The 18,561-nt window shown below is 70.8% G+C and carries 14 protein-coding genes; 7 read left to right on the forward strand and 7 right to left on the reverse strand.

Annotation, left to right across the window (positions count from 1 at the left end; all coding sequences use genetic code 11):
* Nucleotides 1–348 precede the first annotated feature (348 nt).
* From ABZ910_RS32245 to ABZ910_RS32260, 4 genes are read left to right on the forward strand one after another with little or no spacing between them, the layout of a single operon-like run.
* A complete protein-coding gene (locus ABZ910_RS32245) occupies nt 349–1,641 on the forward strand; it encodes an ABC transporter substrate-binding protein (RefSeq protein WP_361372198.1) in 1,293 nt (430 codons plus the stop codon).
* 39 nt (nt 1,642–1,680) lie between these two features.
* Nucleotides 1,681–2,622 carry a sugar ABC transporter permease gene (locus tag ABZ910_RS32250; RefSeq protein WP_361372201.1) on the forward strand — a complete coding sequence of 314 codons (942 nt, stop codon included), beginning with the start codon at nt 1,681–1,683 and terminating at the stop codon, nt 2,620–2,622.
* Complete coding sequence (locus ABZ910_RS32255) at nt 2,619–3,470, forward strand: carbohydrate ABC transporter permease (RefSeq protein WP_361372204.1); 852 nt, start codon at nt 2,619–2,621, stop codon at nt 3,468–3,470. Before ABZ910_RS32250 ends, ABZ910_RS32255 begins: the two co-directional genes overlap by 4 nt.
* On the forward strand, nt 3,471–5,657 hold the full coding sequence (locus ABZ910_RS32260) for a glycosyl hydrolase family 65 protein (protein ID WP_361372207.1): 2,187 nt from the start codon (nt 3,471–3,473) through the stop codon (nt 5,655–5,657).
* 40 nt (nt 5,658–5,697) lie between these two features.
* On the opposite strand, the gene ABZ910_RS32265 is transcribed toward ABZ910_RS32260, so the two are convergent.
* The 3 genes from ABZ910_RS32265 to ABZ910_RS32275 all read right to left on the reverse strand — a co-directional run bounded on the left by ABZ910_RS32265 (nt 5,698) and on the right by ABZ910_RS32275 (nt 9,302).
* Nucleotides 5,698–6,783 (reverse strand): LacI family DNA-binding transcriptional regulator, encoded by a 1,086-nt coding sequence (locus ABZ910_RS32265; RefSeq protein WP_361372210.1) that lies wholly within the window; start codon nt 6,781–6,783, stop codon nt 5,698–5,700.
* A gap of 228 nt (nt 6,784–7,011) precedes the next feature.
* On the reverse strand, nt 7,012–7,467 hold the full coding sequence (locus tag ABZ910_RS32270; RefSeq protein ID WP_361372213.1) for a hypothetical protein: 456 nt from the start codon (nt 7,465–7,467) through the stop codon (nt 7,012–7,014).
* A gap of 179 nt (nt 7,468–7,646) precedes the next feature.
* Complete coding sequence (locus ABZ910_RS32275) at nt 7,647–9,302, reverse strand: multicopper oxidase family protein (protein WP_361372217.1); 1,656 nt, start codon at nt 9,300–9,302, stop codon at nt 7,647–7,649.
* Nucleotides 9,303–9,438: 136 nt separating this feature from the next.
* Between ABZ910_RS32275 and ABZ910_RS32280 the strand changes: the two genes are divergently transcribed.
* Entirely contained in the window at nt 9,439–9,705 is a 267-nt protein-coding gene (locus ABZ910_RS32280) for a hypothetical protein (protein ID WP_361372219.1), read from the forward strand.
* 129 nt (nt 9,706–9,834) lie between these two features.
* On the opposite strand, the gene ABZ910_RS32285 is transcribed toward ABZ910_RS32280, so the two are convergent.
* From ABZ910_RS32285 to ABZ910_RS32295, 3 genes are all read right to left on the reverse strand, one after another.
* A complete protein-coding gene (locus tag ABZ910_RS32285; RefSeq protein WP_361372222.1) occupies nt 9,835–10,326 on the reverse strand; it encodes a peptidylprolyl isomerase in 492 nt (163 codons plus the stop codon).
* Between the two features lie 260 nt (nt 10,327–10,586).
* On the reverse strand, nt 10,587–11,498 hold the full coding sequence (locus ABZ910_RS32290) for an SDR family oxidoreductase (protein ID WP_361372225.1): 912 nt from the start codon (nt 11,496–11,498) through the stop codon (nt 10,587–10,589).
* Nucleotides 11,495–12,112 carry a TetR/AcrR family transcriptional regulator gene (locus ABZ910_RS32295; protein WP_361372227.1) on the reverse strand — a complete coding sequence of 206 codons (618 nt, stop codon included), beginning with the start codon at nt 12,110–12,112 and terminating at the stop codon, nt 11,495–11,497. Before ABZ910_RS32295 ends, ABZ910_RS32290 begins: the two co-directional genes overlap by 4 nt.
* Nucleotides 12,113–12,288: 176 nt before the next feature.
* On the opposite strand from ABZ910_RS32295, the gene pgm reads away from it, so the two are divergent.
* The gene (gene pgm / locus ABZ910_RS32300; protein ID WP_361372230.1) at nt 12,289–13,929 is read left to right on the forward strand and encodes a phosphoglucomutase (alpha-D-glucose-1,6-bisphosphate-dependent); all 1,641 of its coding nucleotides are present in this window, start codon (nt 12,289–12,291) and stop codon (nt 13,927–13,929) included.
* Nucleotides 13,930–13,961: 32 nt separating this feature from the next.
* Here the strand turns inward: pgm and ABZ910_RS32305 are convergent, their stop codons facing one another.
* A complete protein-coding gene (locus tag ABZ910_RS32305) occupies nt 13,962–14,945 on the reverse strand; it encodes a YhjD/YihY/BrkB family envelope integrity protein (protein ID WP_361372233.1) in 984 nt (327 codons plus the stop codon).
* Nucleotides 14,946–15,146: 201 nt separating this feature from the next.
* Here ABZ910_RS32305 and ABZ910_RS32310 point away from each other — a divergent pair, with 201 nt between their 5' ends.
* Nucleotides 15,147–18,521 carry a pyruvate carboxylase gene (locus tag ABZ910_RS32310; protein WP_361372236.1) on the forward strand — a complete coding sequence of 1,125 codons (3,375 nt, stop codon included), beginning with the start codon at nt 15,147–15,149 and terminating at the stop codon, nt 18,519–18,521.
* Nucleotides 18,522–18,561 lie beyond the last annotated feature (40 nt).

The raw sequence follows: 18,561 nt of genomic DNA on the forward strand, positions 1-18,561 counted from the left end.
GCGGTGGGTGATGGCATGTCCGTTGAGCGGCAAGGGGGTGCGCAGGATGCTATCCGCACGCGTGGCGGCATGGGCCATGAGTGCGCGAAGTCCTGTGTGTGAACGATCCACCCGCGCCGGCGAATGAGCGGCGGCGGAGGGAAACTCCCTGGCCCGAGGGGTTGACTGGCCGGGAGTTGGACGCCATCTTGAACGATCAAATAGAGCAGTGGGGCAGCCGTCGGAACAATTCGTTCATCTCTGGGCCCGCCACCTCTGCGGCTGAACAGCAAGGAGGACATGGTGAGCTCGGCGCAGACAGAGGCCCGTACGGGGCAGGTTGGTTCCGGTGCCAGGAGAGCGCGCGCGATGCGGTGGGGCGCGGTGGCCGCGACGTCGACGATATGCGCGTCGCTGCTCGTCGGCTGCAGCGGCAGCTCCGACTCCGGCTCGAAGGGCGCAGGCGCGGCGGCCTCCAAGGATCGCGGGCCCATCACCCTGGTCAGGGGCAAGGACACCACGGGCACCACCGAGGATGAGCTGAACCGCTGGAACAAGTTGCACCCTGACCAGAAGGTCACCCTCGTCGAGCTCCCTGAGAACGCCGACCAACAGCGTCAGCAGTTCATCCAGAACGCGCAGACCAAGTCGGACGCCTACTCCGTCCTCGCCCTGGACGTCGTGTGGACCGCCGAGTTCGCGGCCAACCAGTGGATCGACCCGCTCCCGGCCGACAAGTTCCCCCTCGGCCAGATGCTGCCCTCGGTCGTGAAGACGGGCACGTACTTCGGCAAGCAGTACGCGATTCCGTACAACACCAACGCCGGAATGCTCTTCTACCGCAAGGACCTGCTCGACAAGATCAAGGCCCAACCGCCCAAGACCTGGGCCGAGATGAAGCAGGACTGCGCGAAGGTCCAGAAGCTCCCCGAGGGCAAGGGCGTCAACTGCTACGCCGGTCAGTTCGACAAGTACGAGGGACTGACCGTGAACTTCTCCGAGGCCGTGTCCTCCGCCGGCGGCTCCGTCGTCGACGCGAAGGGCAAGGCCACGGTCGACACGGACGCCGCGAAGAAGGGCCTGCACTTCCTGGCCGACGGCTTCAAGGACGGCACCATCGACAAGAAGGCCGCCACCTACGAGGAGGAGGACGGCCGCCGCGCCTTCCAGTCCGGCAAGCTGCTCTTCCACCGGCAGTGGCCGTACCAGTGGGCCCTGGCCAACGCCAAGGACGGCTCCAGCAAGGTCGCCGGCAAGTTCGGCGTCGCGCCGCTGCCCGGCCTCGACGGCCCCGGCAAGTCGAGCCTCGGCGGACTGAACCTGGCCATCAGCAAGTTCGCCAAGCACAAGGCCACCGCCCTCGACTTCATCAAGTTCTTCTCCGACTCGGAGAACGCGCGCGCCAACCTCCAGATCAACTCGGCCGCCCCGCCGTACGCCGCCCTGTACGACGACCCGGCCCTGCGCAAGAAGTTCCCCTACCTGCCCGTCCTCAAGCAGTCGCTCGCCACGGCCACACCCCGCCCGGCCGTCGTCCACTACGGCGACGCCACGGCCGCCATCCAGGAAAGCGCCGCGGCCGCGCTGAGCGGCAGCAAGTCCGTCGACGCCGCCCTCGCGGACATGCAGAAGAGCCTCTCCACCGCGATCGCCGAGAAGTAGGCGACCGGAGAACGTCAGAAAGGCCTTCTGGTGTCCGTCTTGACATCGACTCCGGCCTCCGGCACCGGTTCCCGGCCCGCGCGCGCGACGCGCCGGGCCGGGACCGGCCGGCTGGCCGCCGCACTGCTGTCGCCGACGCTGCTGGTGCTCGGGCTGGTCATCGCCTATCCGGTGGTCGCCGCCCTGCGGCTGTCCTTCCAGGTGTCGCACGACTCCATCGACCCGCACACCGGGTTCAACGTGACGACGTCCACCTTCGGACTGGGCAACTACGCCACGGTCTTCAGCGGCGACCGGCTCCTGCGGCCGTGGTGGAACACCACCTCGTTCGCGCTTGCCTCGGTCACGCTCGAGGTCTTCATCGGCGTGGCCATGGCGCTCGTGATGCACCGGGCGTTCCAGGGGCGCGCCCTGGTCCGCGCCGCCGTCCTGGTGCCCTGGGCCATCCCGACGGCCATGTCCGGCCTCCTCTGGAAGTGGATCTTCAACAGCCAGGGCATCGCCAACGACCTCCTCGGCACCCAGGTGCTGTGGAGCCGCGACGGGTTCCCGGCCTGGCTGTCCATCGTCGTCGCCGACACATGGAAGACCGCGCCGTTCATCGGACTCCTGGTGCTGGCCGGACTCCAGGTCATCCCCGGTGAGTTGTACGAGGCGGCCAAGGTCGACGGCGCGTCGCCGTGGCGCGCCTTCTGGAAGATCACCCTGCCGCTGGTCCGCCCGGCCCTCGTGGTCGCGGTGCTCTTCCGCCTGCTGGACGTGCTGCGCATGTTCGACCTGCCGTACGTCCTGGTCGGTCCGCACAAGGACTCGGTGGAGACGCTGTCGATGGTCGCCTTCGACGAGATGACCAATCTGCGCTTCGGTACCGCAGCCGCGTACGCGATCGTCCTCTTCTGCTACGTAGCGGTCGTCGCCCTCGCGTTCGTCAGGCTGTTCGGGGCCGACTTGATCGGCCGGGGTACGAGGAGCGAACGATGAGTACGACACACATACGCGCCCGGGCCCGCCGCGGCGCGCGCCTGGTCCCGCACATCGGGACCGCCCTGATCGTGGGCTACTGCCTGGTGCCGTTCTACTGGATGGTGGTCTCCAGCCTGCGCCGGCCCACCGACCAGTTCTCCAACGCGCCGTTCCCGTCCCCGATTTCCTTCGCGAACTACGCCGCGGCCTTCGACCCGCACAACGGCTTCGGCCGGGCCCTGCTGAACAGCCTCGTGGTCGCGGGCGTCACCACCACGCTCACGCTCCTCGTCGCCGTCTTCGCGGGATACTCCCTGGCGCGGCTGCAGTTCCGGGGCAAGACGCTGATCATGACCCTGATCATCGCCGCCTCGATGTTCCCGCCGATCATCCTGGTGGTGCCGCTGCTCCGGCTCTTCACCGACATCGGCTGGATCAACACGTACCAGGCGATGATCGTGCCCAGCATGAGCTTCACCCTGCCGCTGGCCGTGTGGAACCTGACCGCGTTCTTCCGGCAGATGCCGGCCGAACTGGAGAAGGCCGCCCAGGTCGACGGCTGCACACCCGGGCAGGCGTTCCGCAAGGTCGTCCTGCCGCTGGCCGCGCCCGGCGTCTTCACGACGGCGATCCTGGTCTTCATCTGCGCCTGGAACGAGTTCCTCATCGCGGTCAGCGTGGTGAACCGGCGCGACATGATGACGGCGAACGTGATCGTGTCCCTGTTCACCGGCCAGTACAAGTACGACCAGCCGTTCGGCACACAGATGGCGGCCGGGGTCGTGGTGACCCTCCCCCTGGTCATCGCCGTGCTGCTCTTCCAGCGGCGCATCGTGGACGGCCTGACGGCAGGAGGAGTCAAGTAGATGTCTGTGACAAGGAGCGCCGTGGAGCCGGACGACTGGGTGCTGGCCACGGACGACCCGCTGACCGACTATCACCCGGCGTTCACGGGCAACGGCTGTCTGGGCGCCCGTGTGCCGGCCGCCGGCAACGGCTTCGCCGACGCGCCGATCCGGACCCAGTTCCATGTGGCCGGCTTCTACACGCGTGCCGCGGGCGCGTGGTCGCGCAAGGCCTCCCTGCCGGCCTGGACCACGCTGGACATCGGCGACGGCAGCGGCACGTTCAACACGGCCTTCGCCTCCGAGGGAGGCCAGGCCGAGACCCCCGCCGTCGGCGGCGACTGGGCGCCGGTGGACAGCCCCCTCGCCACGGTGGCCGACGGCATGGCCGACTACCGGCAGGCCCTCGACCTGCGCACCGGCGTCATCGCCACGTCCGCCCGCTGGACCTCTCCGGCCGGGCGGGTGACCGATGTGCGCTACGAGGTCCTCACCGCCCGCCACCGACGCCACACCGCCGCCGTCACGGTCACGGTGACCCCGCACTGGGACGGCACCCTCGACGTCACGGACGCGCTCGACGACCGCGGTTCGTTCCGCACCCGCGACACCCGGCAGGGCGTGGGGCAGGACCTCACCTGGCTCACCACCACGGCGGAGGGCAGCTCCGTGACGGCCGCCGTGACCGCGGTCCTGCACGCGCCCGGCGGCGCATCCGTCGAGGAGGGCGACGGACGAGCCGTCCGCCGGATCCGCTGCCGGGTGGCGTCCGGTGCGTCGTACACCTTCACCAAGTACGTCGGTCTCGCCACCAGTCATGACACGGACGACCCCCTCGCGCTCGCGCGTGAGGCGGCCCTGGAGGCCGCGCGCGGCGGGTACGAGCGGCTGGCCGAGGACAACCGGGCTGCCTGGCAGCGGGAGTGGGACGGCGACATCACCGTCCACGGCGACGCCCGCCTGTGCCGCCAGGTGCGCGCCGCCAAGTTCTATCTGCTCACCAGCGCCCGCGCGGGACTTCCGTGGTCGCCGTCCCCGGCGGGGCTGTCGAGTGACGGCTACAACGGGCACGTCTTCTGGGACACCGAGACCTGGATCTGGCCGAGCCTCCTCGCCCAGCACCCGGACATCGCCGAGAGCGTCCTCGACTACCGCGTGGACCGGCTCGACGCCGCGTACGCCTATGCCGCGGGCGAAGGGGACAAGGGGGCACGCTTCCCCTGGGAGAGCAGCCTGGACGGCGACGAGGACACGCCCGACTGGGCGCCGTTCGGCCGCTACGAACTGCACGTCACCTCCGATGTGGCCCTGGCCTTCTGGCAGTACTGGCTCGCCACCGGCGACGACGACTGGCTGCGGGCCAAGGGCTGGCCCGTCCTGCGCGGCGTCGCCGACTTCTGGGCGGCCCGCGCGGTCCTCGGCGAGGACGGCCGGTACCACATCAACGGAGTGATCCCGCCGGACGAGTACGCGATCGAACCGAACGACGACTCCGCCTACACCAACGCCTCCGCGCGCGCGGTGCTGCGCTTCGCCGCCGAGGCCGCCGAGGTGCTCGGCGAACCGGCCGACCCGGCGTGGCGCGAAGTCGCCGAGGGCCTGGTCGTGCCCTTCGACGAACAGCTCGGCGTCCACCCCGAGTTCGCCGGATACGCGGGCCAGACGATCAAACAGGCCGACGTCGTGATGCTCGCCTACCCGTGGGAGCATCCGCAGCCCGAGGACGTCACCCGGGCCGACCTGGAGTACTACCTGCCCCGCACCCACGAGGACGGGCCGTCGATGACGGACTCGGTCCACTCCATCGTGTACGCCCAACTCGGCGACACATCACAGGCGTTCGCGTGCACCCGGCGCAGTGTGGAGCCGTTCGTGAGGGGCCCCTTCGAGCAGCTCGCGGAGGCCCGCCAGGGAGGCGCGTTCACGTTCCTCACCGGACACGGCGGCTTCCTGCAGGAGTTCCTGTACGGCTACTCGGGGCTGCGCTGGCGCGCGGACCGGGTCGTACTGGCGCCGGCGCTGCCCGGTGCACTGGACGGCATCACCCTTCGCCGACTCCGGTGGCGGGGACGCGTCTTCGACGTCGACATCCGGCACGACGGGACGACCGTACGGCTGCGCTCGGGCGAGGCACTGCCCGTCGAGGCCGACGGGGCCCTGCACAGCGTCCCGGCCGACGGGCAGATCACGGTGCGCACCCGCGGCTGACGCCGCTGCGCCGGTGGGCGGCCGTGATTCGGCGGCCGCCCTACCGGGGCGCGGGTGCGGTGCGGGGCGCCGAACTGGCGCGGACCACCAGCTCCGGAGCGAGCAGCCGGTTCATGTGGCTGCCTCCGTCCGCGTCGGGGTCCGGCGCGCCGGTGAGCCGCAGCAGCTCCGCCATGATCAGACGGCCGACGTCCTCGATCGGCTGACGGACGCTGGAGAGGCCGAGAGCGGCGGCGGCCGGGGTGTCGTCGAAGCCCACCACCGCGAGGTCCTCGCCGGGACGCCGGCCCCGGTGCTGCAGGGCATGGAGCGCTCCCACGGCGAGCGTGTCGGTCGCCGCGACCACGGCGGTGGGCGGATCGGGCCGGTTCAGCAGTTCCGTCATGAGCTGGGTGCCGCTCGACATGTTGTCGGGGCCCCTGACATCCAGCCGGTGGCTGCCCGCCAGCGTCCCGTGCCGGTCCATGGCGCCGAGCCAGCCGCGCGCCCGGGCGTCACCGAGCCGCGTGCCCTCCGGCCACCCCAGGAAGCCGATTCGCCGGTGCCCCGCGGCGACCAGGTGGTCGACGGCCGCGGCGGTTCCGGCCTCGTTGTCGATGTCGGCCCAGCTGTAGCTCCCGACGTCCCGTGCCGTGCGCCCGAACGCGACGAACGGGACGCCGGCCGCGGTCAGTTCACGCGGCCTCGCATCGTCGCGGGCGATGTCGTACAGCACGACTCCGCGTACCGCCCCCGCCCGCCACAGCGCGATGCTGCGCTCCGTCTCCGACAGCGCGTCGGAGGCCGTGAACAGCAGGACGTGGCAGTCGCTGCGCTGGCCGGACTCGGCGAGCGCGTGCAGGAAGCGGTCCTGGATGGAGGCGACCGTCCCGGCGTTCACGGGCAGAATCCGGCAGCCCACCATGCCCGGCATGCTGGCTCTGAGGGAGCGCGCCATCCGGTTGGGGTGATAGCCGAGCTCCGCGATGACGCGCTCGACGCGCTCGCGGGTCGTGGCACGGACGCGATGCGGGGCGTTGAGCACGTTCGACACCGTCTGGCGCGACACCCCGGCGGCCGCGGCCACGTCCGTGATCGTCGCGGATCCTCCCCCGCCGGAGCGGCCCCGCTCCGAGTTGAGCGACATTCTCTCCCCCGCTGTCCGGCCGGCTGCACAACGACGTCACGACGCGTCGACGGATGAACGGATCGACGGCACGACGTCTCGCGGGTACGCGAACGCACCCGGTGAGCGGATTTTATCGTTCAACTGGCTGCTGTCGACACGTATGTGTTGCGCGACAGTTCAGCCCCACGCAGCGGCTCGGTTCCACACAGCGGTTCAGGTCCACACAGGGGCTCAGGTGCACAGCGCTCAGTTCCAGAGCGGGTAGTTCATCACCTGTGTGTAACCCTCCGGCTTGCCCGTGTGGTAGGTCAGGGTCATCCGCGTGAAGTGCTCACGCACCGGGTTCTTCTTCCAGGACTGCGGGCTGTCCAGCCGCACGGTCACCGTGTACGGGTGGAATCTGCCGGCCGCGCAGTACGGCTTGCAGTCGTTCACCAGGTTGACGCCCTCGGCCGTCGCCGACTGCGTACCCCAGTGCGACCAGCGCAGACCGGTCAGGCGACTGTTGCCGTCGCCGCAGGCCAGAATGAAGTCGGTCGGCCGCACGTTCGAATGCCAGGTGCAGTCGACGAGGATGGGTGTGGACGCCTCCCGCACGGTCGGCGCCGGCGCCGACCGGGTCGCGGACGCGGTGGTCATCGTTCCTGCGAGCACCACGCCCACCCCGAGCATGATCGCTGTACACCGCACTGGTCTGCGCATCTTCGCTCCCGCCCGTCGCCCGGCACTTTCACGGCACCGCTTCGCTGATCGTCGTACGCGAGCGCCGTTGTTTCGACGCTACGACCGTCTCGGGGGATGCACCACTCGCGCGAAGCGCCGCGGCGCGCCTCTCCCGCCCCGGTGGTGGGAGAGGCGCCGGACGGACCGGGAGCGGGCGGCTACGTGCGGTAGCCGAGGACGGTCATCATGCCCGACTCCGAGTGGTACTGGTTGTGGCAGTGGAGCATCCAGAGCCCGGGGTTGTCGGCGTCGAACTCGAGGACGAGTTTGCGGTGGGGGAGCACCAGCGCGGTGTCCTTGCGGGCTCCCTCTCCGTCGAGGCCGTACACGGCGAAGGTGTGGCCGTGCAGATGGACGGGATGCCACATGTCGGTGGCGTTGATGACGGTCAGACGGACGCGCTCTCCCTGGCGGACGGGGTGGCGCTGGGTGACCGAATAGGACTGGTGGTCGATGCCCCAGTCGTACTGCTTCATGCCGCCGGTGAGCCTGACACGGAAGCTGCGGTCGGGCTCGCGGGTGCTCAGCTCCACGGACTCGTGGGGCGACAGGCGGCGGGCGGGTACGACGATTCCGTCGAGTTCGTCGGGACGGGCGTTGTGCGGGGGAGCGGCGGCGCGGTTGCTGGTGCGCAGCACGGCGAAGGCCCTGGAGTCCTTGCCCTCCGCGAGGGCGACCAGGGGGAAGGCGCCGTCCTTGGCGGTGACGAGCACGTCGTAGCGCTCGGCCATGCCGATGAGGAGGGCGTCCGTCTGCTGGTGCTCCACCGGGTAGCCGTCGGTGTGGGTGACGGTCATCTTGTGCCCCGCGAGCGCGACGCGGAAGGCGGTCTCCGAGCCGGCGTTGATGATGCGCAGCCGGATGCGGTCGCCGGGGCGGGCCCGGAACACCGACGGGTCCGTGGGCAGGCGCCCGTTCGCGAGGTAGTACGGGTACGCGACACTGCCGCCCTCGCTGTGCAGCATGCTGCTGTGGGAGCCGTGGAGGAGGCGGGAGGGGCCGCCGGCCGACTTGGCGGAGGCCGACGTGTGCGGGCTCGCGGAGCCGCTGTGGCTGGGCCCCATGCCCATGCCTGACTTCTTCGTGTTCATGCCGGAGTCGTCCATCGACATGTGCCTGCCGTGCACGAGCTGGGTGAGGACACCGTCGGGGGTGGAGCCGCTCACGCCGTCGAGCCAGTCGTCGAGGACGAGGATCCATTCCTTGTCGTAGGCCAGGGGCTCCTTGGGGTCGTCGACGATGAGCGGGGCGTAAAGGCCGCGGTCGGGCTGCATCCCGGAATGCGAGTGCACGAAGTAGGTGCCGGGATGGCTGACGGTGAAGCGGTAGGTGAAGTCCGTACCGGAAGGGATCCCTTCCTGCGTCAGGTTGGGCACCCCGTCCATGTCGCACCGCAGGCGCACGCCGTGGGAGTGCAGCGTGGTGTCGGTGGGCAGGTGGTTGGCGAGGGTGAGGCTGAGGACGTCGCCGGCGGTCACGCGGATCAGCGGACCGGGCACGGTGTCGTCGTAGGCCCAGGTGCGGACCGATCGCCCGTGCAGGTCGACGGTGGTCTCGGCGGCGGTGAGCTTGTGCGTGCGCACGGGGCCGGAGCCGCGTTTGCGCTCCACGGCGTGGACCTCGGGACCGGACGGGGCCACATACCCCTTGGGTCCCGGGGGGACGAAGTCTCCGCCGCCGACTCTGCCGGTCGCGCCCTCGGGATGCGATGCGGGGTGCGGGTGCGAGTCGGATTCGGTGCAGGCGGCCAGCAGTCCCGAGCCGAAGGCCGCGACCGAGGCAGTGAGCAAGGTACGCCGCGAAGGTTTGTGCATGACTGAATAACACACGTTTCATGCTGATATGTGCGGTATCTGGGGCGGCGCGTCTCGCGATCCGGGGGTCGTTTCACGGTCGCGGGCCGCTCCTTTGGCCAACAGATTGTCAGTGGCGGCTGCGAGCCTGCACAGCATGGATGCGCAGGAGTTCATGCACGGCCGGGTGTACGGCGCCGATCATGACGACGCCGGTCCGCGGCCGGACCGCACGTATGCGGAACTGGTCGGGGGCCCGCTGGACGGGTTGCTCCTCGACGTCACCGACCGGCCCGCCCGTTCCGAGGGGGAGCAGGTGGCACTGGTGACGGAGATAGGCCGTTACGGCCCTGGCGGCCGGGCGCTGTACGCCGCGCGGCGCGGCGACGGCCGTCGCTACGACTGGCGCGGGGACTCGCCGTGACGGCGAGCGGGGCTGCTTCAACGGCCCCTGGTCATACACGAGTTGGTGGGCCCAAGGGCGCAGGCCCCTGCCGTCGCACTGCCGGAGGGCAGGAGGTCGGGCAGGGCGGCCTGCGCTCAGGCGGTGTCGTCAGACGGTGCCGCTCTCCTTGATCATGACCTTCGCCGAGGGGCGGCCGCTCTGGCTGCCGAGGCTCTCGATCTTGTCGACGATGTCCTGTCCCTCGACGACCTCGCCGAAGACGACGTGCTTGCCGTCCAGCCACGGGGTCTTGACCGTGGTGATGAAGAACTGCGAGCCGTTGGTGTTCGGGCCCGCGTTCGCCATGCTCAGCAGGTACTTGCGGTCGTGCTTGAGGTTGAAGTTCTCGTCGGCGAACTTCTCGCCGTAGATGCTCTTGCCGCCGGTGCCGTTGCCCTTGGTGAAGTCGCCGCCCTGCAGCATGAACTCGGGGATGACCCGGTGGAAGCCGGAGCCCTCGTAGCCGAAGCCGTTCTGACCGGTGGCCAGCTCGCGGAAGTTCCTGGTGGTCTGGGGCACCACGTCATCGAACAGGGTGAACACGATCCGGCCGGCCGGCTCGTCGTCGATGGTGATGTCGAAGTACACGTTCTCGCTCATGGCGACCAATTTATCGCCAAGCGTCCGGTGAACCGACTCAAGGGGCCCGGCGTGTGAACGCCGCGCGCGCCCCCGCACCCCGGCGCGGACCGCTCTCCCGTTTCTGTGTACGCCGTTTCCCTCTGGCGCCCTGCGCGTTGGGCCGGACGGGTGAGCCGGCGCCGGAGGAGGGGCCGACCTGCCGGTGAGAAAGATCACCAAGTCTCTCCGCCCGCGCGCGGCGGAGAGGCCCTGGCGACCTGCTCGTGGCTCGCTCGGAGTTACAGCGGGTCCCCGAGCGGCCCGTGCTCCGTCTCCAGAGTGTCCGCCCAGTGGGCGAGCCAGTCCGGTTGCGTGCCGTCCGCGTCGGTGAAGCCGTACTCCTTGTACAGGCCCCAAGTGGCCAGGGCTCGACCGGACTTGGACATGATCGCGGGGTCGGCGGCCAGCGCGGCGACCGCTCTCCCCACGTACGCGGGGGTCTCGGAGTGGGCGAAGTGCGGGTCCCTGGCCGCGCCGTCGCGCCAGCTCGCCTCGGTGACGCCGAAGTTCTCCAACATGGCCTCGGAGCGCAGGAAACCGGGCGTGATGGCCACCGCCGCGATGCCGTGCGGCCTCAACTCCTCGGCCTGGGCGACGGCGAGGCGGATCACCGTGGACTTCGCGAGGTCGTAGAAGAAGGAGCCGCGGTAACGGGCGGTGTTGCCGTCGGTCACCTCCACCACCAGACCGCTCCCGCGCGCGACCATCAGCGGAAGGGCGAACCGGCTGGTGATGATGTGGGTGTCGACCGCCCGCCGCAGCAGTCGCATGCCGGTGTCCAGGTCCTGCTCCCACAGGGGCCGCTCCCAGTCGGCCCAATGGTCCGCGCCCCACACGGAGTTGACCAGGATGTCGAGCCGGCCGTCCTGGTCCGCCGCGATCCGGTCGACCAGTGCGCGGACCTCCTCCGGGCGGCTGTGGTCGGTGCGCACCGGGATGCCGGTGCCCCCGGCCGCGGTGATCCGCTCGGCGGTGTCCTCGATGGTCTCCGGGCGGTCCAGGTCGGAGCGTCCGGCCTTGCTGGTCCGGCCGGTGACGTACACGGTGGCGCCCGCGGCGCCGAGTTCCACGGCAATGCCCCGGCCGCCGCCCCGGGTACCTCCCGCGACCAGGGCCACCTTTCCGGCGAGCGGCTGTGCGTCGTCGGTCATGCTTCCTCCGCAGTCGGGTCGTCAGGGGACAGGGCGTACGGCGACAGGACGGCGCCGAGTGCGCGCCGCAGTCGGTGCGGCAGGGTGCCCTGCCGGTCGAGGGCCCAGGTCAGGCCCGTACCGGCGAGGACGGCCTGGACGGTGGCGGTCAGGGATGCCGTGTCCGTCTCCGGGCGCAGTTCCTCCTCGGCCACCGCCTCGGTCAGCAGGGTCCGGACGGCGGTTTCCTGTGCCCGGTGGATCGTCAGGGCATGCTCGTGCAGCTGGGGATCGGTCAGGTCCATGCACAGGAACGCGAGATGGTTGGCAAAGCTCTCCGGCGTCGTCATGGGGGCCATCGACTCCACGGCCAGCGCTTCGAGCGCCGCCAGGGGGGAGGCGTGCCCGTCGCGCAGGCCGTCGTAGCGGGCGTCCGCGGCGCGCGCGGACTGCTCGGCCAGTGCCACCAGGAGGCCGTGTTTGGATCCGAAGCGCTGAACGAGCGTTCCGGGCACGAGCCCCACCTCGCCGGCCACCGCGGCCAGCGTCAGGCCCGCCGGGCCCACGCGGCCGATCACCTCGGCCGCCGCACGCAGGATCACCGCATCATCGACCCCTCGAGGACGTCCCGCCACTCTTGGCCTCCTTTATAAATGCCCGTTCATTTATTAAAGCACGACACCTCGGCCGGACAACCCCGGCGGCAGCGTCCGGCAGCACGCACCCGCCGGGGCGTACTCGCGTACCCAGGCCCCGACGAGGAAAGATGAGACGTTCAGCGACCCACCAACCCCCGCGGAGGAACGGACCCATGCCGCACGAACGAGCGGGCCAGCCTGCCGGTCCCGACGATCTGGTCGACGTGGCCCGGCTGGTCACGGCGTACTACGCACTGCACCCCGACCCGGCCGAGCCGGGGCAGCGGGTGGCGTTCGGTACGTCGGGACACCGCGGATCGTCACTGGCGAGCGCGTTCAACGAGGACCACATCGCCGCCACCAGCCAGGCGATCTGCGAGTACCGCGCCGCCCAGGGCACCGACGGGCCCCTCTTCCTCGGGGCCGACACCCACGCGCTCTCCGAGCCCGCGAAGGTCACCGCACTCGAGGTGTTCGCCGCGAACGGCGTGACGGTGCTGATCGACAGCGCGGACGGCTACACCCCCACGCCGGCGGTGTCGCACGCGATCCTCACGTACAACGGGGGCCGCACCTCGGGTCTGGCGGACGGTGTGGTGGTCACGCCGTCGCACAACCCGCCCGCCGACGGCGGCTTCAAGTACAACCCGCCGAGCGGCGGCCCGGCCGCCTCCGACGCCACCGCCTGGATCCAGGACCGGGCCAACCGAATCATCGCGGGCGGCATGAAGGACGTACGGCGCATCCCCTACGCCCGCGCGCTCGCCGCGCCCACGACACAGCCGTACGACTTCCTGGGCACCTATGTCGCCGACCTGCCGAGCGTGCTGGACCTCGACGCGATCCGGGCGGCCGGAGTGCGCATCGGCGCCGATCCGCTCGGCGGGGCGTCCGTGGCCTACTGGGGCCGGATCGCCGAGCAGCACGGGCTCGACCTGACCGTGGTCAACCCCCACACCGACCCCGCCTGGCGGTTCATGACGCTGGACTGGGACGGGCAGATCCGGATGGACTGCTCGTCGCCGTACGCGATGGCCTCGCTCATCGGGCAGCGCGACCGCTTCGACATCGCCACCGGCAACGACGCCGACGCCGACCGGCACGGCATCGTCACCCCGGACGCGGGGCTGATGAACCCCAACCACTACCTCGCCGTCGCCATCTCCTACCTCTACCGCCACCGCGAGCAGTGGCCGGCGGGCACCGGGATCGGCAAGACGCTCGTGTCGTCGTCGATGATCGACCGCGTCGCAGCCGACCTCGGCCGTGAACTGGTCGAGGTCCCGGTCGGGTTCAAGTGGTTCGTGGACGGGCTGGCCGACGGGACGATCGGGTTCGGCGGTGAGGAGTCGGCCGGCGCGTCCTTCCTGCGCCGGGACGGCTCGGTGTGGACGACGGACAAGGACGGCATCCTCCTGGCCCTCCTGGCGTCGGAGATCACGGCCGTCACGGACAAGACGCCGTCCGAGCACTACGCCGACCTGACCACCCGCTTCGGCGAACCCGCGTACGCGCGCATCGACGCCCCGGCGACCCGCGAGGAGAAGGCCCTCCTCGCGAAGCTCTCTCCCGCCCAGGTCACCGCCGAGACCCTGGCCGTAGAACCTGTCACCGCCGTCCTCACCGAGGCCCCGGGCAACGGCGCCCCCATCGGCGGCATCAAGGTGACCACGGAGAACGCCTGGTTCGCGGCCCGCCCCTCCGGCACCGAGGACGTCTACAAGATCTACGGTGAGTCGTTCCTCGGGCCCGACCACCTGGCCCGGGTGCAGGAGGAGGCCAAGGCGGTGGTCCTGGCGGCGCTCGGCGGCTGACGACTCGTCGGCCGCCGCGTGGCCGTGCCTGCTCAGGGGTGATTCGGGCCCTTGGCGCGGGGGCGGGAGATCTGTTCACGGGCCGTCTGCCAGCGTGAGCGCGCCTGCGCGACCACGCTGTCCCACTCGCTGCGGACCTCGCGGTCCGAGGGACGGTGGCCCGCACGGATCCGCGTCAGCTCGTCCCACACCTCCCGCCCCAGCGCCGCCGACCCGACAAGGACGACCATGCCGCCGAAGAGAACCGAGATCATCGCGAAGACGGCTCCGACCGCGCCGTAGCGCTCGGTGGAGGAGTTGAACAGGCGGGGGAGATAGACACTCGCCCCCACCGAGTAGACCGCCGTCAGGACGGCCGCGAGCAGCGCGAACGGGAGCAGTTCCCGCCAGGTGAGCCGCCCGGCGGACAGCAGCCGGCCGCTCCAGAGGAGGAAGACGACGGTCACCGGCACATTGCACGCCGAGGCCACCAGGTCCAGGCGGCTCTTGCCCAGCGCCGTGTAGAGCCACGCGTTGACCACCAGATAGCCGCCCAGCACGAGGATCCACCACAGGCCGTTGCGGGTGTTGCGCACGCTGAGGGGCCTGAGCTCCCAGGTCTGCTCGAACAGCCGTTGCGCGGCCCTCGCGAAGCTCAGCAGCGAGATCATCAGGAACACGACCCCGAAAGCGCTCACGCTCGCCGAAGTGGCGTCCACGGGGGAGAAGAGGTACTTGACCGAGTCGGCGCCTTCGCCGGTGAGGCCGTAGCGGTGGATGATCCGGTCCGCGATGTCCTGGCCGCTGATGCTGTACAGGACGGCACCGCCGAGGATCATCAGCGGCACCAGAGCGGTCAGCGCGCTGGACGCCAGCGCCATCGAGCGGTCGAAGCCCACGATCCGCTGGAAGCGGCTCACGACGCGCAGCGCGAAGGCGGGACGCAGCCAGAACGTCAGCGTTCTGACGAGGCGTTCACGGTTGATCCCCGACGTGCTGCCCTCCGTCGCACTCAGGACCTGTACGGGCCATGCCACCCTACGAGACCGGTTCTGCGCAGGGCGGCGACGACACGGGTGGGAACGGGCGCGCGCGGGTACCCAGCCATGCGTGGCACTGTCAATGTGATGTTTGCCGCCTTCAGTAGCTTGTCCGCGCGCCCCTAACGTTGCGGCGTGGCAGGGCACGCGCGCGGCCGACACGATGGTGTTCGTCGCCGACGGCTGAAGGGGTCGAGGATGTTCCGCAAGGTGCTGGTCGCCAACCGTGGAGAGATCGCGATTCGGGCGTTCCGCGCCGGCTATGAGCTGGGTGCACGCACGGTGGCCGTCTTCCCCTACGAGGACCGCAATTCGCTGCACCGGCTGAAGGCCGACGAGGCGTACGAGATCGGCGAACCGGGCCACCCGGTGCGCGCCTACCTCTCCGTCGGGGAGGTCGTGGACGCCGCGCGCCGGGCCGGCGCGGACGCCGTCTACCCGGGCTACGGGTTCCTGTCCGAGAACCCGGAGCTGGCCCGTGCCTGCGAGGAGGCGGGCATCACCTTCGTCGGGCCCGACGCGGACACCCTCGAACTGACCGGGAACAAGGCGCGGGCGGTCGCCGCCGCCCGCGCGGCCGGCGTCCCCGTGCTGGGGTCCTCCGCCCCGTCCACCGACGTCGACGAACTGGTTCGCGCCGCCGAGGACATCGGGTTCCCGGTGTTCGTGAAGGCGGTCGCGGGCGGCGGCGGCCGCGGCATGCGCCGCGTCGAGGACGCCGGTCAGCTGCGCGAGTCCATCGAGGCGGCCTCCCGTGAGGCGGCGTCCGCGTTCGGCGATCCCACCGTCTTCCTGGAGAAGGCGGTCGTCGACCCGCGCCACATCGAGGTGCAGATCCTCGCCGACGGACACGGCGACGTCATCCACCTCTTCGAGCGGGACTGCTCGCTGCAGCGCCGCCACCAGAAGGTGATCGAGCTCGCTCCCGCGCCCAACCTGGACCCGGAGCTGCGCGACCGGATCTGCGCGGACGCGGTCCGCTTCGCCCGCGAGATCGGCTACCGCAACGCGGGCACCGTGGAGTTCCTGCTCGACCGGGACGGCAACCACGTCTTCATCGAGATGAACCCGCGCATCCAGGTCGAGCACACGGTCACCGAGGAGGTCACCGACGTCGACCTGGTGCAGGCGCAGATGCGGATCGCGGCCGGCGCGTCACTGGCCGACCTCGGGCTCTCCCAGGACGCGATCACCCTGCGCGGCGCCGCGCTCCAGTGCCGTATCACCACCGAGGACCCGGCCAACGGCTTCCGCCCGGACACCGGCCGGATCAGTGCCTACCGCTCGCCCGGCGGCTCGGGCATCCGCCTCGACGGCGGAACCACCCACGCGGGTACGGAGATCAGCGCCCACTTCGACTCGATGCTGGTCAAACTCACCTGCCGCGGCCGGGACTTCAAGGCCGCCATCGACCGCGCCCGGCGTGCCGTCGCCGAGTTCCGCATCCGCGGCGTCGCCACCAACATCCCCTTCCTGCAGGCTGTGTTGGACGACCCGGACTTCCAGGCCGGGCGCGTGACGACGTCGTTCATCGAGCAGCGCCCGCACCTGCTCACCGCGCGCTCCTCCGCCGACCGCGGCACCAAGCTGCTCACCTACCTCGCCGACGTCACGGTGAACAAGCCGCACGGTGAACGGCCCCACCTGATCCACCCCTCCACCAAGCTGCCCCCGCTGCCCGCCGGCGAGCCGCCCGCGGGCTCCCGGCAGCGGCTCGCCGAGCTCGGCCCCGAGGGCTTCGCCGGCTGGCTGCGCGAGTCGCCCCTCGTCGGCGTCACCGACACCACCTTCCGCGACGCCCACCAGTCGCTCCTCGCCACCCGCGTGCGCACCAAGGACCTGCTCAACGTCGCCCCGGTGGTCGCGCGGACCCTGCCCGAGCTGCTGTCCCTGGAGTGCTGGGGCGGCGCGACGTACGACGTCGCCCTGCGTTTCCTCGCCGAGGACCCCTGGGAGCGGCTGGCCGCGCTCCGCGAGGCGGCGCCCAACATCTGCCTCCAGATGCTGCTGCGCGGCCGCAACACCGTCGGCTACACCCCGTACCCGACCGAGGTGACCGACGCCTTCGTGCACGAGGCCGCCGCCACCGGCATCGACATCTTCCGCATCTTCGATGCGCTCAACGACGTGGGTCAGATGCGGCCCGCCATCGACGCCGTACGGGACACCGGCACGGCCGTCGCCGAGGTCGCCCTCTGCTACACCGCCGACCTCTGCGACCCCTCCGAGCAGCTCTACACCCTGGACTACTACCTGCGTCTGGCCGAGCAGATCGTCGACGCCGGCGCCCATGTCCTCGCGGTCAAGGACATGGCGGGACTGCTACGCGCCCCCGCCGCGGCCAAGCTCGTGTCGGCCCTGCGCCGCGAGTTCGACCTGCCGGTGCACCTGCACACCCACGACACGTCGGGCGGTCAGCTCGCCACCTACCTCGCCGCGATCCAGGCGGGCGTCGACGCGGTGGACGGGGCCGTGGCATCCATGGCCGGTACGACCTCGCAGCCGTCCCTGTCGGCCATCGTGGCCGCCACCGACCACTCCGAGCACCCCACCGGCCTCGACCTGCAGGCCGTCGGTGACCTGGAGCCGTACTGGGAGGGCGTGCGCAGGATCTACGCGCCCTTCGAGGCGGGACTGGCCTCGCCGACCGGACGCGTCTACGACCACGAGATCCCCGGCGGGCAGTTGTCCAACCTGCGCACCCAGGCGGTCGCGCTCGGCCTCGGAGACCGCTTCGAGGACATCGAGGCGATGTACGCCGCCGCCGACCGCATGCTCGGCCGGCTGGTCAAGGTCACCCCGTCGTCCAAGGTGGTCGGCGACCTCGCCCTGCACCTCGTCGGCGCCGGGGTGTCCCCCGAGGACTTCGAGGCGACGCCGGGACGGTACGACATCCCGGACTCCGTCATCGGCTTCCTGCGCGGCGACCTCGGTACGCCGCCCGGGGGCTGGCCGGAGCCGTTCCGCACCAAGGCGCTGGAGGGCCGCGCCGCGGCCAAGCCCGTGCAGGAGCTCACCGCCGAGGACCGTACGAACCTGGAGAAGTCGCCGCGCCCGACGCTCAACCGGCTGCTCTTCCCCGGCCCGACGCGCGACTTCGACACGCATCGGCAGGCCTTCGGCGACACGAGCGTGCTGGACAGCAAGGACTTCTTCTACGGGCTGCGTCCCGGCGCCGAGTACGCCGTCGACCTCGAACCCGGCGTACGGCTCCTGATCGAGCTGCAGGCCGTCGGTGACGCCGACGAGCGGGGCATGCGCACGGTGATGTCCACGCTGAACGGCCAACTGCGGCCGATCCAGGTGCGCGACAAGGCCGCCGCCTCCGACGTCCCCGTGACCGAGAAGGCCGACCGGGCCGACTCAGGCCATGTGGCGGCGCCGTTCGCCGGTGTCGTGACGCTCGCGGTCGCCGAGGGCGACGAGGTGGAGAGCGGGGCGACCATCGCCACCATCGAGGCGATGAAGATGGAGGCCGCGATCACCGCCCCCAAGGCCGGCCGGGTGTCGCGCCTCGCCATCAACCGGATCCAGCAGGTGGAGGGCGGCGACCTCCTCGTCGAACTCGCCTGAGCGTCCGGGGTCCGTCCCGCACGGGGCGGACCCCGCGCCG

This window comes from Streptomyces sp. NPDC046805 (assembly GCF_040645355.1).
Lineage (GTDB): Bacteria > Actinomycetota > Actinomycetes > Streptomycetales > Streptomycetaceae > Streptomyces.

Coding starts and splice junctions, on each gene's coding strand:
- ABZ910_RS32245 (WP_361372198.1), top strand. CDS start 349: ATGCGGTGGGGCGCGGTGGCCGCGACGTCGACGATATGCGCGTCGCTG.
- ABZ910_RS32255 (WP_361372204.1), top strand. CDS start 2,619: ATGAGTACGACACACATACGCGCCCGGGCCCGCCGCGGCGCGCGCCTG.
- ABZ910_RS32260 (WP_361372207.1), top strand. CDS start 3,471: ATGTCTGTGACAAGGAGCGCCGTGGAGCCGGACGACTGGGTGCTGGCC.
- ABZ910_RS32265 (WP_361372210.1), bottom strand. CDS start 6,783: ATGTCGCTCAACTCGGAGCGGGGCCGCTCCGGCGGGGGAGGATCCGCG.
- ABZ910_RS32270 (WP_361372213.1), bottom strand. CDS start 7,467: ATGCGCAGACCAGTGCGGTGTACAGCGATCATGCTCGGGGTGGGCGTG.
- ABZ910_RS32275 (WP_361372217.1), bottom strand. CDS start 9,302: ATGCACAAACCTTCGCGGCGTACCTTGCTCACTGCCTCGGTCGCGGCC.
- ABZ910_RS32280 (WP_361372219.1), top strand. CDS start 9,439: ATGGATGCGCAGGAGTTCATGCACGGCCGGGTGTACGGCGCCGATCAT.
- ABZ910_RS32285 (WP_361372222.1), bottom strand. CDS start 10,326: ATGAGCGAGAACGTGTACTTCGACATCACCATCGACGACGAGCCGGCC.
- ABZ910_RS32290 (WP_361372225.1), bottom strand. CDS start 11,498: ATGACCGACGACGCACAGCCGCTCGCCGGAAAGGTGGCCCTGGTCGCG.
- pgm (WP_361372230.1), top strand. CDS start 12,289: ATGCCGCACGAACGAGCGGGCCAGCCTGCCGGTCCCGACGATCTGGTC.
- ABZ910_RS32310 (WP_361372236.1), top strand. CDS start 15,147: ATGTTCCGCAAGGTGCTGGTCGCCAACCGTGGAGAGATCGCGATTCGG.